Here is a 15,843-nt window from a genome sequence, read left to right as displayed (position 1 = left end):
ACTGACTGGACAATAAAACAAATCCATTGAAAAATTTACATTTATTGGTTTTGGAATAGACCGTCAAGCCACCAATTCAATACTTGCTAAACACACTAACAAATCTTCATCCAAAAAGCCCTGTATTTTGCCAAAGCTTTGAGCCTGAGCTCACCATAAATTCTCATAAAAAGGATCAAATTTTTTCCAGACAATTAGCGCCGGTGAACCTAGTAGCTTTAGAAGATAAGCCCTAATTTGAAGGCTCAAATCCTAAAGCTATATGTATTTAATTTTTGATACCGAGACCACCGGTTTACCCCGCAATTACAATGCCCCCATGTCCGATGTGGACAACTGGCCCAGACTGGTTCAGCTAGCTTGGCAGCTGCATGATGCGAAGGGAAATCTTATCTCGAATCACAATTACATCATTCGGCCGGATGGATTTACTATTCCTTACAATGCGGAAAAAGTACATGGTATCTCGACGAAGCGAGCACTAAAAGAAGGGCACGATCTCAAGCAAATCCTCGGCATCTTCGAAGGGGACGTGCAACAAGCCAAGTATTTGGTGGGCCACAATGTGGAGTTTGATATCAATGTGGTCGGCTCAGAATACTTACGGGCCGAGGCAACTATGCCCCTTTCTGCTAAGCAGTTAGACACGAAAGATATTTCCACAGAATTTTGTGCTCTTCCAGGGGGACGGGGAGGAAAATTCAAATGGCCCACCCTTACCGAGCTCCATCAAAAGCTGTTTGGGGAAGGATTTGGCGATGCTCACGATGCGGCATATGATGTGGACGCTACAGCCCGCTGCTTTTTTGGTTTGATCAATCAGGGTGTTCAGCCTCCAGTGACAGGAGTTTCTGTATCGGAAGTTATTTACGAAGCACCGAAACTAGCCGAAGCCAATTTTGCGCAAGCAAAAGACAGTCAAAAAGCAGCCGCTAAAGATGTACTCAAACAAGCTGGAAAGGCAGATATTTCGGACCTCACGGATATTCCTTTTTCTCATCTTCATGTTCACACCCAATATTCCGTCTTACAAGCCACTTCGGAGATTCCTGCGTTGATCAGCCGTGCAAAGGAGCTCGGGATGCCTGCTGTAGCAATGACTGATCATGGCAATATGATGGGGGCTTTCAACTTCGTAAAGTCAGCAATGGCTGCTGAAATCAAACCCATTTTGGGCTGTGAGTTTAACCTTTGCCGTGACCGAAAAAACAAATCCAACAAAGACGACGGCTACCAAACCGTACTTCTTGCGAAAAATAAAGCAGGCTATCACAATCTTGCAAAACTAGCCTCTTACGCCAACATCGAAGGTTTTTACTATGTCCCGAGGATTGACAAAGAGCTGTTGATGCAGTATAAACAAAATCTAATCGCGACTACAGGAGGGCTATGGGGAGAGATTCCATTTTTAATTTTGAATGTGGGCGAAACGCAAGCAGAGGAAGCCTTTGTCTGGTGGAAAGAGCAATTTGGAGAAGACTTCTATGTGGAGCTTTGCCGGCACGGCATTCCAGAAGAAGAGAAAGTCAATGAGGTCTTATTGGACTTCGCGAATAAATACGATGTAAAATATTTCGCAGCAAATAATTCCTACTACAACGAAAAAGAAGATGCGAAAGCACATGATATTTTGCTTTGTGTGAAGGATGGAGAGCTTGTAGAGAAGCCAAAGAAATACATCGGCAAGCGGGGTCGCGAATTCAGATATGGATTACCCAATGACGAGTTTTACCTCAAGACTCCCGATGAGATGAAAAAACTCTTCGCTGACCTCCCTGAGGCCATCGAGTGTACTCAGGAGATCGTGGATAAAATCGAAGCATACAAACTAGCTCGAGAAGTCCTACTCCCAAAATTCGATATCCCGGAGGAGTTTCTTCATCCCGAAGACTCCGAGGATGGAGGTAAGCGAGGAGAGAATGCATATCTAAGACATTTGACCTACGAAGGTGCCAAAAAGCGCTACAAGGAAATCACTCCTGAAATTCAGGAACGTTTAGATTTTGAATTGGCGACCATAGAAAAAACCGGCTATCCAGGTTATTTCTTGATTGTACAAGACTTCATTGCCGAGGCCAGAAAGATGGGTGTTTCCGTCGGCCCAGGTCGAGGATCTGCGGCAGGTTCGGCAGTGGCCTACTGTACAGGAATCACCAATATAGACCCCATCGAATACAACCTACTTTTTGAGAGATTCTTGAATCCGGATCGTGTGTCCATGCCCGATATTGATATTGACTTTGATGATGAAGGTCGTGGCCGGGTAATAGATTATGTGATCCAAAAGTATGGGTCTAATCAGGTAGCACAGATCATAACGTACGGTACCATGGCCGCCAAATCCGCCATTCGTGATACGGCAAGAGTGCTCAATCTCCCGCTTGCAGAGGCCGGGCGATTGGCCAATATGGTTCCAGACATTAAGTTAAAAGCCCTCTTTGCGCTAGCGAATGACAAAAAAGGGCTCTCTGACAAACTCAAAGGCCAAGGTGAACTGATCCAAAAAGCGGAAGAACTTATCAAAGTCGCTCGAGGTCAGGATGAGTCGGCCAAAACCATAAATCAAGCCACTACCCTAGAAGGGTCTGTTCGAAATCTAGGCATTCATGCCTGCGGAGTGATCATCACACCTGATGACATTACCAATTTTGTACCTGTGGCTTTGGCCAAAGATTCGGATATGGTCTGTACACAGTTTGACAACTCCGTAGTGGAATCCGCAGGCTTGCTCAAAATGGACTTTTTGGGTCTTAAAACCCTGACGCTGATCAAGGATGCGATCAAAATCGTAAAAGAGCGTCATGGAATTCAATTGGATGCCGATCAATTCCCTATGGACGATGTCAAAACCTATGAACTCTTCCAGCGAGGTGAAACAGTAGGCATTTTCCAATATGAATCTGCCGGTATGCAGAAATACATGCGAGAGCTGAAGCCTACTGTTTTTGCGGATTTGATTGCCATGAACGCCCTGTATCGTCCAGGACCGCTGGCCTATATCCCGGAGTTTATCGATAGAAAACACGGGAAGAAGGAGATCACATACGATCTGGATGATATGAAGGAATTCCTTGAGGAAACCTACGGAATCACAGTCTACCAGGAGCAGGTGATGTTGCTTTCGCAAAAACTAGCAGGGTTTACCAAAGGCGAGGCTGATGTTTTGCGAAAGGCAATGGGTAAGAAGCAGAAGGATGTTTTGGATAAAATGAAACCGAAATTTATCGAACAGGCTTCCGCCAAAGGTCACGATCCCAAAAAACTGGAAAAAATCTGGGTGGATTGGGAAGCTTTTGCCTCCTACGCATTCAATAAGTCACACTCTACCTGCTATGCTTGGATAGCCTACCAGACTGCCTATCTCAAAGCGCACTATCCAGCAGAATACCTTGCTTCGGTTTTGAGCAACAACATGAATGACATCACGCAGGTGACATTCTTTATGGAAGAATGTAAGCGAAGTCAGATCCCCGTACTCGGGCCTGATGTCAACGAATCCAAAAGTGGCTTTACCGTAAATCAAGCTGGAGAAATTCGATTTGGAATGGCCGCTATTAAGGGGGCTGGATCAGGGGCGGTAGATTCCATCATCGAGGAGCGAGAAAAAAATGGCCCTTTCAAGAATATATTTGACTTTGCGAAGCGCGTAAATTCCAAAGCACTCAATAAAAAAACCATGGAAGCTTTAGCGATGGCTGGTGCTTTCGATTGCTTCCCAGAATACCATCGCAGACAGTACTTAGAGTCCATAGAAGGGGAAGCCACACTTATCGAAAAAGCCACCAAATACGCTCAAAAAGTCCAGCAAGAGGAGGAATCTTCGCAGGTGAGTCTATTTGGTGGAGGAGCTGGCGGGATGGAGGTTCCTCTACCCACTATTCCTACCATGGAGCCTTTCTCTCAGCTCCAGCAGTTGAATATCGAAAAGGAAGTCGTCGGACTTTACATCTCTGGGCACCCTCTGGATCAATACAAAATGGAGATCGAAAACTTCACGAATGCGCAACTCACTGATTTGAGTGATACAGATACTTTGAAAAGTCGCGGCGAACTACGACTCGCCGGTTCTGTGGCTTCATTCGCCCATCGAACTACAAAAAATGGTAAGCCTTTTGGAACCCTGACCATGGAAGACTACGCTGGTTCGCACACTTTCTTCCTTTTTGGGGACGATTATGTCAAATACAAGGAGTACTTCATGACGGGTTGGTTTCTTTTCATCCATGGACGGGTGCAGCAAAATCGCTGGAAAGAAAACGAATACGAATTTAAGATCAGCAAAATCAGCTTGCTCAGTGAGATCAAAGATCAGATGGTCAAAGGTGTACGAATCTCTGTGGATCTCGACGACCTGACCTATGACCTGATGGAAGACCTCCATGCATTAACCACCGGCAATAGCGGAAAAGCCAAACTTTACTTTGATGTGATTGACCGAAAAGAGAATATCACGCTTCAGCTTTTCTCCAAAAACATCACGGTGGATGCAAATTCCAAATTCATTAAGATTTTGGATGAAATTCCGGAGATCGAGTATAAAATAATTTGAGGAGCTTAAAATAATGAGGTAAAAAATTAGAGCGCTTGGAACTTATTGCCATCTATTATCCTTTCTCTCCTATATTTGCGAAAATCAGAACTTATTAAAACCAAACATATTATGGCAAAAGCAATTGAAATCACGGACGCTAACTTTGAAGAAATCATCAAATCAGATCAGCCAATCTTGGTTGACTTCTGGGCAGAATGGTGTGGACCTTGTAAAATGATCGGTCCGGTTGTGGAAGAGCTTGCCGGAGATTTCGAAGGTAAAGCTGTGGTAGGAAAAGTAGACGTAGATTCTAACCCAAGCGTAGCCCAGGCTTTCGGAATCCGATCCATCCCTACTCTTTTGTTCTTCAAAGGTGGCGAGATCGTAGACAAGCAAGTTGGTGCAGTGCCAAAGGCTGTACTTTCTCAAAAACTTGAAGCTCAGCTGTAATTTCAGCCAATTCATTTCATGCCACGGGAGCTTCTCTCGTGGCTTTTTTTTTATCTTGTGGCGATGGCTGAAAAACTAGTTGCTTTAGAGGAGTTTTTATCCCTTCGGGAAAAATATCCCATAATCGATGCGCGAAGTGAGGGAGAGTTTGCTCAAAGCCACATTCCGAAAGCGTTAAATATCCCTATCCTCAACAATAAGGAGAGGGTGATTGTAGGCACCTTATATAAGTCCAAAGGAAGCGAAGATGCCATGCTGAAAGGCTTTGAACTGGTTGGCCCGAAATTTCATAAAATTCAAAAAAATGCCTTAAAGCAATTCCCAGAAAAGAAAATTCTCCTCTATTGTTGGCGTGGGGGAATGCGGAGTGAAATCCTCTCATGGCTACTCAGCATGGTGGGTTTTGAGATTTTTCGACTGAACGGTGGCTACAAAACCTACCGCACTTACACCTTTGAACTGGTGCGAGAGAATTGGAAATTTTTGAACCTCGCAGGAAGAACAGGTACAGGCAAAACAAGATTGCTACATGGCCTTCGTGAATGGGGACAGCAAATCATCGATCTGGAAGGACTGGCGAATCACAAGGGTTCTTCTTTTGGAGGAATCGGTCAAAATCCACAACCAAGTGTGGAGCAGTTTGAAAACTTGCTGGCAGAAGCCCTAAGAAGGCTGGATCCAAAAGACTTCATATGGATAGAAAATGAAAGCCGCCGAATCGGAAAAGTAATGCTTCCAGATCACTTTTACGAGCAGATGATCTCTGCCCCATTGGTATCGATTACCAAAAGTCGGGAGGAGCGAATAGACCTGATCGCTGAGGAATATGGTGCTCTAGATAAAGAAGGTCTTATCGCGGCTGTGAGTCGGTTACGGAAAAAACTCGGCGGACAGCGCACAAAGGAGGCCATTGAAGCCATCATTAGTGAAAACAAAGAAACTTGGATCGGGTTGGTTTTAGAGTACTATGACAAAGCCTACGATTTTGATTTGTCAAATCATCAAACCGATCAATTTGTAGATCTGAATCTCCAAGGAATAAATTTCGAAGAAAGCTTAACCAAACTGATCCATGCTCGACAACAAATTACCTGAAAAATCGCCCTCAAAACTCACACAGTGGAGTGAAGGGTCCGGATGTGGATGTAAAATTGCTCCTGCTATTTTGGAAGAAATCCTATCTAGTAGCGGCTCCTTCACCCAATCTGATCCAAGACTGCTTGTGGGCAATTCCGGTAAAGATGATGCAGCTGTTTATCAAGTTTCTGAGGATATCGCGGTAATCAACACAGTAGACTTTTTCACACCCATTGTAGATGACCCCTTCGATTTTGGCCGAATTGCGGCAGCCAATGCGATTTCTGATGTCTATGCCATGGGTGGAAAGCCCATTTTTGCAAATGCCATACTTAGCTGGCCGGTGGAAAAGCTGGACCCCAAGCTAGCCGCCAAAGTCATGGAAGGTGCCAAAAGCATCTGTAAAACTGCTGGAATCGAACTGGCTGGCGGACATAGTATTGCAGCAATGGATCCGATTTTTGGACTCTCAGTAAATGGAATTATTCATCCGCATAAGATAAAAACCAATTCCGGCGCCAAGGCAGGTGATTTGATTTTCTTGACAAAGCCTGTAGGAATCGGCGTGCTAGCCACGGCATTGAAGCGTGAGAAAATTTCTGACGCGGACTATCTAAGCCTTATCGATACCGCTTGCCGGATCAACTCCATAGGTGAGATTCTCGGCAACCATGAAGAGGTTAGAGCCATTACCGATGTCACTGGATTTGGCCTTCTTGGTCACCTGATCGAAATGGCCGAGGCCTCAGGTTTAAGTGCAGAGATTGCTATGCCCAAACTTCCTCTTATCGCCGGGGTCCAAGATTATATCAACCAGTTTATATTTCCCGATAATACCTATCGTAATTGGAATGCCTTCAGCGCAAAAACTGAGGGCGTTGTGGGAATGGACTTGGTGAAACTTTGCGATCCTCAAACTAGCGGTGGCTTACTTTTGTCTGTTGATCCTTCGAGTATTGATTGGTTTTTGGCTACCATGAAAAAAGAAAATCAAGTCATTTGGGAGATCGGTAAGTTTGTGGATCAAGGAGAAAAAGTGGTGAAAGTAACGAACTAATTCACAACTACTTGTATATTGAAGAAGGCAGACCACAGATGAAAAATGCGAACTATCCTCTTTTTCTATTTTCTTTCAATTATCTCTTTTACCCAAGCTATGGCACAGGTGCCCGATGATATCATCAGCGAATTGGTCATTCTTAATGTTAAAACAGGCGAAGAAAAGACCGTATTAAAAGAGAAGCGACATTTTGAGGCGCCCAACTGGTCCAGAGATGGAGGATTTTTACTGATCAATGCCTCCGGATTTTTGGAGAAAATTGATCTCGAAGGCAATAATCTTGGAAAAATCTTTCCTGAGAAAGTGTCCACTATCAATAATGATCATGGGTTGAGTTTCGATGGGAACACCCTTGTTTTTAGTAAAAATGAAAAAGGCATGGGCTCACGAATTTATGTGATGCCACTGACTGGCGGGGAAGCAAACTTGATCACCGAAAACTATCCGAGCTACTGGCATGGAATCAGCCCGGATGGAAAGACACTGGTCTACTGTGCAATGCGGGATGATCAATGGGATATCTATGCCATTCCAACCGCCGGCGGGGAAGAAGTGCGGCTCACGGATGCGGAAGGATTGGACGATGGGCCTGAATATTCTTATGATGGAAAATGGATCTATTTCAACTCCCACCGGACGGGGAGGATGCAAGCCTATCGAATGAAGCCAGATGGGACAGGAGTCGAGCAATTGTCTTTCGATGATGTGGACAACTGGTTTCCACACCCCTCCCCAGACAACAAATCAGCCGTCATCATTTCTTACTTAGAAGATCAAAAGGGAGCACATCCCTTTGGAAAAGATGTAAAGCTGAGGTTACTCAACGTAGAATCAAAAGAAATTAAAAACCTGACAGACGTCTTTTATGGAGGTCAAGGGACCATCAATGTACATTCCTGGTCACCGGATGGCGATTGGATTGCCTTTGTGAGGTATCATAAAGGAATTTAACCCAAATCTGAAACTCCTCCAGAAACCATAAACTTCATTACATCTGAACTTTTTATTCCAGTAAGTGACCTCACCTTTTCTTTAGGAACCAGGTATACATTCCCTGAAACATTGTAGCTATGTGGAAAATAAACAGCGACTAGATTGGGTTCACCGATTCCTGATAGATCATCCTGCGTAATAAAACCTGGTCGAGAAAGCGTCTCATTAATCTGAACAATCACAGGCGAACTGAATTTCTTTTTATCTCCAACAAAGGCTCCCATCAGATCCTTGATACTGGTGTAAATAAGATTGACTAAAGGAATCTTAAACACGCCTCGTTCAAACCATTCAAAAGCAGATTTCGCAAAGAAAAGACTAGCCAAATAGCCCACAAATGTGATCAAAGCCAATACCATTAGCACCCCAATCCCAGGGATTGGGACTGGAATTAACCCATCTAGAAAAACAAAAATGGCATAAATCACATAGCCGGTAACAGCTAAAGGAGTGAGGAAAAGAAGCCCTCTGAGGAAGTAAGAAATAATTCTACGATAGGTGAATGTCATATGACCTAATAGGTCAAAAAAAATGCCTAACATTTTGCCAGGCATCTAATTCTTTAAGATCCAACGATCATTCTAATAGTTTAATCTTCACGCTTCGGTAATAAATCACAGATTCTGGATCATGGGCTTGAAGTGCGATGGTTCCCGAACTAAGTTTCTTCGACCCTAAGTCTCCCTCTCGAACTTCTGATTCATCATATTCATTAATCACCTGACCATTCACTTTTACAGTGATTTGATCACCTTGGACAATCACATGCTCTGTATACCATTCTCCGTCCTCTACAAAGGTTTCTCGCACATCTTGAAAAGAATATACCGAACCCGTCTTCCTCCAGTCAGAATGGGACTGATTCACCTGAATCTCATAGCCCCTATTTGGCCAACCATTTTCTTGATATTCTGTGTGAATGAAAATACCTGAATTAGCCTTGGGCATAGTTTTCAATTCCACGATCAATTCAAAATTTTTAAATTCGGAATTCCCCACTTCTCCCACATAAAAAGCATGCGCTCTAGGCCCTGCAACTTTGATCACTCCGTCCTCTACTTGAAATGAGGTCGGATTTTCAGAAAGCTTCCAGCCATCGAGGTTTTTACCATTAAAAAGCTCAACCCACTCTCCAGTTTGGGCAAAAAGAGAGGAGAAAGAAAAGAAAAGTGCCAGCACAAGGATGGATCGTTTCATAGGTTTAGGGTTTGTTTGGGTGATTAATTCATTAAGGTTATCAAGCAAGATAGTGGATAGAAAATAAAAAAGCTCCGAAATTTCTTCCGGAGCTTTTCATATTTTTTCTGAATTCTCTTAGAGATCAATTCCCATAAAGGACATGAAAGCTATACCCATCAAGCCAGTTAAAAGCATGGTAATACCCAATCCTTTCAAACCATTTGGCACATTAGAATACTTCAGCTTCTCACGAATTGCAGCCAAAGCAACAATCGCTAGGAAGAAGCCTGTACCCGAACCGAAACCATAAACGGCCGACTCAGCCAAAGTGTAATCTCTCTGAGCCATGAAAAGTGATCCTCCAAGAATGGCACAGTTTACAGCGATCAGTGGAAGGAAAATACCCAGCGCACCGTACAAAGCAGGCGCAAACTTCTCTACAACCATCTCCACCAACTGTACCATTGCAGCAATAATCGCAATAAACATGATGAATCGAAGGAAGGTCAAATCAACTTCTGCTAAACCTGCGTTCACCCAAGAAAGAGCACCTTCCTTAAGTACAAATTCATTCAACAGCCAGTTAACTGGGACGGTTACAGTCAATACGAAAATAACAGCTGCACCAAGACCAATGGCAGTACTTACTTTTTTAGAAACGGCAAGGAAAGAACACATGCCAAGAAAGTAAGCGAAAACCATGTTGTCGATAAAGATCGACCGAATACCAAGATTAAATAAATCCATTTCTCTACTATTTTAGTGTTCTACGTAACCGGTTTTGGTACGCTGTACCCATATAATCAGGCCTAAGATGATAAATGCTCCAACTGGAGAAACCATCAGGCCGTTTGTAGCCAATTTAAAGTCCGGACCAAATAGACCAGAAACATACTCATAAATAGGAATTCCGAATACGGCTCCGGAGCCTAAAAGCTCTCTGAAGAAAGCCACTGCAAGAATAATCCAAGCGTAACCCAAGGCAGATCCAAAACCATCTAGGATAGAATCATAAGGCTTATTGCCAAGTGCAAATGCCTCCAAACGTCCCATTACAATACAGTTGGTGATAATCAATCCAACGAAGACTGAAAGCTCCTTATACATATCGTAGGCGAAAGCTCTCAAAACTTCAGATACCAATGTTACTAAGGTAGCAACCACAGCAAGCTGTACGATAATTCGAACTCGAGTTGGGATTGTATTTCTGAGCAATGAAATCGTCAAGTTAGACATCACGATTACAAAGATTACAGAGATCGCCATCACGAGGGTAGGCTTCATTTGGGTCGTCACAGCCAAAGCTGAGCATATCCCCAAAACCTGAATGGTGATTGGGTTATCATCAACTAGCGGATCTGAAATTAACTTCTTGCGTCTTTTCGAAAGGAGAGCCTCAGCGGGCTTTTTCTCTATCGCTTTTTCAACAGTTTCAGCACTCATATCTATTTGTCTTGTGTTGATTAGTGATTAATAAGCGGCTGCTACCGCCGTTGAAGTTTTCTTCGATTCAATAAATGGCTTGTATGCCTGCAAGTAATTTTCTAGCATCGCATTTACTCCATTAGCCGTGATCGTGGCTCCAGACATTCCGTCTACTTGATGTGGATTACTTGAGTAGTCCTTACCCTCGCCCTTTTGCATCTCCACTGCCACTAATTCACCCGAATTATTGAAAATCTCTTTGCCAGCAAATCTAGCCTGAACACCTGGCTCTGTTATTCGTGCACCAAGACCTGGAGTCTCACCAGCATGCGCTAGAGTAATACCACCGATCGTATTCATATCTGTATCCAATGCAAGATATCCCCAGATCGCATCCCAAAGCCCCGCTCCATAGATTGGGAAGATGTAAGACTCTACTGCCGATTGATCACCTTCAGCATGGAAAATGAATACAGGATAAAGTCTATCCTCTTTAGGCATTTTGTAATTTTTGGCGATATCTACAGTTGCAGCAGTAACAGCAGCTCCATTTCTTTCCGAAACTTCATTGCCATTGATATCCACCACTACCGAAGATATTCTAGAACCATAATAGGCGTTCAACTCTTCAGGAGTCATAGCTGAGATCTCTTCTCCAGAGATAACCGCACCGAGGATTTGCTTTTTCTTATCCAAAGCTTCTGCCTCTCGCTGAAGAGGTCCCAATACTTGAGACGTTCCAGAAAGGAGCAAGCCAAGTACTACGGTCAAAATGACCGAAAATGTAATGATATAGGCGTTAGACTGTTGCACGTTGTAACCTCCTTGTTTTGTTAGCTTTTACTACATAATAATCGATCAACGGAGCAAACACGTTCATGAATAGCACCGCCAACATAATTCCTTCTGGGTAAGCTGGGTTAGTCACACGAATGATCACCGTCAGCATACCTATCAATAAACCATAAATCCATTTACCCACTTCCGTCTGTGCGGCAGACACCGGATCAGTAGCCATAAAGACGATACCGAAAGCAATTCCTCCCATCACCCAGTGATACTGAGGAGGCATTGCCATAAATTCATTCACAGCAAATAGATTCATTACAAATCCCATCAAGTAAGCTCCTGCAAATCCAGAAACGATAATTTTCCAACTTGCTACACCGGTACCTACTAAGATCAAAGCTCCTAAAAGCGCCATCAAAGTGGAAGTCTCACCGATAGATCCTGGAATCCACCCAATGAACATATTCATAAAGCTGAACATGTCAGAACCTAATACGGTATTGTGATTAGCAAGTGCCTCAGTAACCGGCACACTGTCCACACCAGCATTGTAGGCTACGGCCAAAGCTGTTGCTCCAGAGAAACCATCCACTGCGGCTTTATCACCTAAATAAGTCCAAACTTGGTCTCCTGAAAGCTGTGCAGGGTATGCGAAATAAAGGAACGCTCTTGCCGTCATAGCCACGTTCAAGATGTTCATTCCTGTACCTCCAAATACTTCTTTCGCGATTACTACAGCGAAAACTGTAGCAAGGGCTACTTGCCAAAGTGGAGTCGTAGCTGGCACTACCAAAGGAATCAACATCCCTGTTACAAGGAAGCCTTCATTAATTGGGTGCTTACGAATCACTGCAAAAGCTGCCTCAACAGCACCACCCGCGGCATAAGCCACGATTACAATAGGAAGCACCAATTGAAGTCCAATCCAGAGTTTATCCCCAAGATTTTCCCACAAACCAGTTGTCTCGCCTACGGCTAACATATGCTGGTGACCTGTATTATAAATACCGAAAAGCAAACATGGGATCATGGCGACTACCACGGTGATCATCATTCGCTTTAGGTCAATGGCATCTTTTACCTGCGCTCCTTTGATTCCAGTCGTATGGTTTGGACTGAACAAAAAGGTCTCTCCCGCCTCAAATGCGTAATAAAACTGTTCAAGCTTACCTCCTTTTTCGAAAAGGGGCTTCTGCTTGTCCATCAAATCTCTTAGAAACTTCATATGGATTAACTGTATTGTATTAGATCTATACCTTTTCTAACTAACTCCTGAACCGGGTGTTTTGAAACATCGACAAATTCGCAAAGCGCTAAATCCTCTTCGATAATTTCATAAATACCAAGCTCCTCCATCTCATCAAAATCCTCAGCCATGATAGCCTTTAGAAGATAGACAGGTAAAATATCCATTGGAGTCACAGATTCAAAAACACCCGTCTGCACGAATGCTCTTTCCTCACCTCTTCCGTTGGTATCGAGCACAAATTCTTTCTTTGGAGTCAAGAAAGATAGTAAACCCAGGGCTCTATGATAGCTCAATTTGTTTGTTGTTGGCTTTGCCCAACCTAAAAACTCATAGTAATCACCCTCAGGGATTACAGTTATTTGATTGTGATAGAAGCCTAAAAAGCCCTCCATCCCTATTTTTTCTCCAGTAAGCACGTTTCCTGAGATCACTCTCACATGTCCAGAGTTCAAGTTACCTTTCACATAATTAGAAACACAAGCACCTGAGATGGTCTTCACGTACATTGTTTTTGTTAACTCAGAACCTGTAATGGCAATAGTCTTGCTCGCATCATAAACTCCTGCAAGGACAAATTTTCCAATTTGAACCACTCCCATTGGATTTACAGTCCAAGCTATGTCTCCTTTATTTATAGGATCCAAATGATGGATTTGTACCCCAACATTGCCTGCTGGATGTGGTCCTGAGAATTTATTGACCACAGCATTTTTCACTCCTGCAAATACATCTGGAGTATTTGCTGACCCATCTAAATTGAGGTGTACCTTTCCTGAAGTCAACTTGGCTAGTGCATCAATTCCAGCTTGGAAGGCTTCGGCCTGCCCTTGCAAGGCAAAACCATAATCCGGTGCTAGTGGATGCGTATCAAAGCCAGATACAAAGATCGCTTTTGGTGTATCTGAAGGGTTGGCTACAATCCCGTAAGGTCTTTGAATAATATTTGGCCAGGTTCCACTTGCGGCTAATGCTGCTGCTAATGCATCACGATCAAGCGTATCCACATCGATAGGTGAAGCCGCTTCAAAAGAGTTTTTACCATCAGATTTGATGATAATCTCAAGAAGCTTTCTTCTTTCGCCGCGTTTGACGTCGATGATTTCCCCTGATACAGGTGAGGCATAGATCACTTGATCCATTGCTTTGTCGATTAGGATCGGAGTACCTGCCTTGACAGAGTCACCCACATTGACCAAAACCTTTGGTCGCTGAAAACCAATAAAATCCGTTGGCTTGACAGCAAAGGTCTCTACCGTTGCGAAATCACCCAATTCTTGCTTTGGCTTTCCCGCTAGGTTTATATCGAAACCCTTCTTAAGCTTCACTACTTTTGACATATCTGTTTTTGAACTATGAGCCTTTGAAAAACGCCCCAAATCTAATAAATAACCTTTTTAAATAAGGGGTATATGTGATAATATGTTTGAACTTTTTGAGATTATTTGATGAAGTGAGTGGCGCGTCTTAGGCGGGAAGAAGATTTTCTTCCATCATCTCCACTTTTTGCTTCACTTGCTCCATGAGCCATCGAGGTGTAGAAGTAGCCCCACAGATACCCACTTTATCCCCAGAGTGTAGCCACTCTGGCAAGATTTCATCCTCATTTTCGATAAAGTAGCTTCTTGGATTTTGGCTCAGACACACTTGATATAACGCCTTTCCATTGGAACTCTTTTTCCCTGACACAAATAGGATCACATCATTTTCCTGAGAAAATTTATAGAGTTGTGGCTCTCTATTGGAAACCTGGCGACAAATGGAATCGTTGGAATTAAAATCTAGTTGATTCAATTCTCCCTTGGCCTCACGGATTTGACTTTCGATTTTTTCTGACAAGGCATAAAAGCCTTTAGTGCTCTTGGTGGTCTGACTAAATAGCGTTACAGGCCTTGAATAATCGATTTTATTCAAGTCTTCTTCTTTCATTACCACGATTGCCTTCTCTTGAGTCTGACCAGTCAATCCAATCACCTCTGCATGGCCTTTTTTGCCATAAATGACGATTTGGCCATTTTCACGCTCCATTTTATCAAAGGCTGACTTTACCCGGTGCTGAAGTTTAAGTACCACTGGGCATGAGGCGTCAATTAATTCGATATTATTATTCAAAGCCATTTTGTAGGTCTCTGGTGGCTCGCCATGCGCTCGAATCAAGACCTTGCAATCCTGAAGTTCGCTAAGCTGCTCTCGATCAATGATAATCAGGCCCTTTTCCTCCAAGCGCTTCACCTCCATCGCATTATGTACAATGTCCCCTAGACAATAAAGCGTATCTCCCTGCTCCATCTCATCTTCTGCCATTTTAATGGCAAATTCCACCCCAAAACAATAGCCTGAATTGGCATCAATTGTTACTTGCATAGCTTTTTACCTTTTCTATTTTTTCTCTTGCTAGTTGCACCACTTGATTCACTTGATCTTCAAATTGAAGATGACTCGTATCTACTTCTATCGCATCGGGCATTTTCCTCAATGGGCTTTCCTCACGCGATGAGTCCAAGCGGTCTCTTTCTGCTAGATTTTCTTTGATTTCTTCTAATGTGGTAACGTTTCCCATGGACGAGAGTTCCTCTAATCTTCTTCTTGCACGAGTATGAAGATTGGCGGTCATGAAGATTTTCAACTCAGCATTTGGAAACACGACTGACCCAATATCACGACCATCCATTACCACTCCTTTTGCCTCTCCAAGAGCTCTTTGCTGAGCAACCATGGCTTCTCGTATCTCTCGGATAGCAGCCACCTTACTCACATTCTGAGAGACTTTCATTTCACGAATCTCATCCTCAACGTTTTGGCCATTCAGATAAGTTTCCTGCTTACCTGTTTTTGGGTTTTGCTGAAAGCTAATTTTGACCTGATTCAGTGCTTTTTGCACTGAGCCTTGATCTGTAAGCTCAAAGGGGTGATTTAAGTGGTGTAAAGCCACCGCGCGATACATCGCACCCGAATCGAGATAGGTATAGCCCAGAATTTTGGCGACCGCTTTTGCTGTCGAACTCTTACCACAACCCGATTGGCCATCAATGGCGATGACTATTTTTCCCATCCAAAAAGTCTCTTTTGTAGACATTTTAATTTCGGGACAAA

At 43.4% G+C, this 15,843-nt stretch carries 14 protein-coding genes; 5 read left to right on the top strand and 9 right to left on the bottom strand.

Features of this window, described 5'->3' with window-relative positions; translation table 11 throughout:
• Positions 1-262 precede the first annotated feature (262 nt).
• From dnaE to ACFOSV_RS03465, 5 genes are all read left to right on the top strand, one after another.
• Entirely contained in the window at positions 263-4,549 is a 4,287-nt protein-coding gene (gene dnaE, locus ACFOSV_RS03485) for a DNA polymerase III subunit alpha (RefSeq protein ID WP_377903434.1), read from the top strand.
• A 111-nt stretch (positions 4,550-4,660) separates the two neighbouring features.
• Complete coding sequence (trxA, locus tag ACFOSV_RS03480; protein ID WP_377903432.1) at positions 4,661-4,981, top strand: thioredoxin; 321 nt, start codon at positions 4,661-4,663, stop codon at positions 4,979-4,981.
• Between the two features lie 63 nt (positions 4,982-5,044).
• A complete protein-coding gene (gene mnmH, locus ACFOSV_RS03475) occupies positions 5,045-6,076 on the top strand; it encodes a tRNA 2-selenouridine(34) synthase MnmH (protein ID WP_377903430.1) in 1,032 nt (343 codons plus the stop codon).
• A complete protein-coding gene (selD, locus tag ACFOSV_RS03470) occupies positions 6,054-7,115 on the top strand; it encodes a selenide, water dikinase SelD (RefSeq protein ID WP_377903428.1) in 1,062 nt (353 codons plus the stop codon). Before mnmH ends, selD begins: the two co-directional genes overlap by 23 nt.
• Before the next feature lie 45 nt (positions 7,116-7,160).
• On the top strand, positions 7,161-8,069 hold the full coding sequence (locus ACFOSV_RS03465; protein WP_377903426.1) for a TolB family protein: 909 nt from the start codon (positions 7,161-7,163) through the stop codon (positions 8,067-8,069).
• Here the strand turns inward: ACFOSV_RS03465 and ACFOSV_RS03460 are convergent.
• From ACFOSV_RS03460 to cmk, 9 genes are all read right to left on the bottom strand, one after another.
• Positions 8,066-8,620: a DUF502 domain-containing protein gene (locus tag ACFOSV_RS03460; RefSeq protein WP_377903424.1), complete on the bottom strand. Its 555-nt coding sequence runs from the start codon at positions 8,618-8,620 to the stop codon at positions 8,066-8,068. The genes ACFOSV_RS03465 and ACFOSV_RS03460 overlap by 4 nt on opposite strands.
• Positions 8,621-8,687: 67 nt before the next feature.
• Positions 8,688-9,308, bottom strand: coding sequence for a 3-keto-disaccharide hydrolase (locus tag ACFOSV_RS03455; RefSeq protein ID WP_377903422.1), 621 nt, complete (start codon positions 9,306-9,308; stop codon positions 8,688-8,690).
• 117 nt (positions 9,309-9,425) lie between these two features.
• The gene (gene nqrE / locus ACFOSV_RS03450; RefSeq protein ID WP_377903420.1) at positions 9,426-10,037 is read right to left on the bottom strand and encodes an NADH:ubiquinone reductase (Na(+)-transporting) subunit E; all 612 of its coding nucleotides are present in this window, start codon (positions 10,035-10,037) and stop codon (positions 9,426-9,428) included.
• Between the two features lie 12 nt (positions 10,038-10,049).
• Positions 10,050-10,733, bottom strand: coding sequence for an NADH:ubiquinone reductase (Na(+)-transporting) subunit D (locus tag ACFOSV_RS03445; RefSeq protein WP_377903418.1), 684 nt, complete (start codon positions 10,731-10,733; stop codon positions 10,050-10,052).
• Positions 10,734-10,760: 27 nt separating this feature from the next.
• Complete coding sequence (gene nqrC, locus ACFOSV_RS03440; protein WP_377903416.1) at positions 10,761-11,528, bottom strand: NADH:ubiquinone reductase (Na(+)-transporting) subunit C; 768 nt, start codon at positions 11,526-11,528, stop codon at positions 10,761-10,763.
• Positions 11,515-12,729, bottom strand: coding sequence for an NADH:ubiquinone reductase (Na(+)-transporting) subunit B (locus ACFOSV_RS03435; protein ID WP_377903414.1), 1,215 nt, complete (start codon positions 12,727-12,729; stop codon positions 11,515-11,517). Before ACFOSV_RS03435 ends, nqrC begins: the two co-directional genes overlap by 14 nt.
• Before the next feature lie 5 nt (positions 12,730-12,734).
• Positions 12,735-14,090 (bottom strand): Na(+)-translocating NADH-quinone reductase subunit A, encoded by a 1,356-nt coding sequence (locus tag ACFOSV_RS03430; RefSeq protein WP_377903412.1) that lies wholly within the window; start codon positions 14,088-14,090, stop codon positions 12,735-12,737.
• A gap of 127 nt (positions 14,091-14,217) precedes the next feature.
• Complete coding sequence (locus ACFOSV_RS03425) at positions 14,218-15,114, bottom strand: 4-hydroxy-3-methylbut-2-enyl diphosphate reductase (RefSeq protein ID WP_377903410.1); 897 nt, start codon at positions 15,112-15,114, stop codon at positions 14,218-14,220.
• The gene (gene cmk, locus ACFOSV_RS03420) at positions 15,098-15,826 is read right to left on the bottom strand and encodes a (d)CMP kinase (RefSeq protein WP_377903408.1); all 729 of its coding nucleotides are present in this window, start codon (positions 15,824-15,826) and stop codon (positions 15,098-15,100) included. Before cmk ends, ACFOSV_RS03425 begins: the two co-directional genes overlap by 17 nt.
• Between the last annotated feature and the right edge of the window lie 17 nt (positions 15,827-15,843).

This window comes from Algoriphagus namhaensis (assembly GCF_042649705.1).
Taxonomy (GTDB): Bacteria; Bacteroidota; Bacteroidia; order Cytophagales; family Cyclobacteriaceae; genus Algoriphagus; species Algoriphagus namhaensis.
The sequence above is the reverse complement of the archived record's forward strand: the minus strand, read 5'-3'. Positions and strand labels throughout refer to the sequence as shown.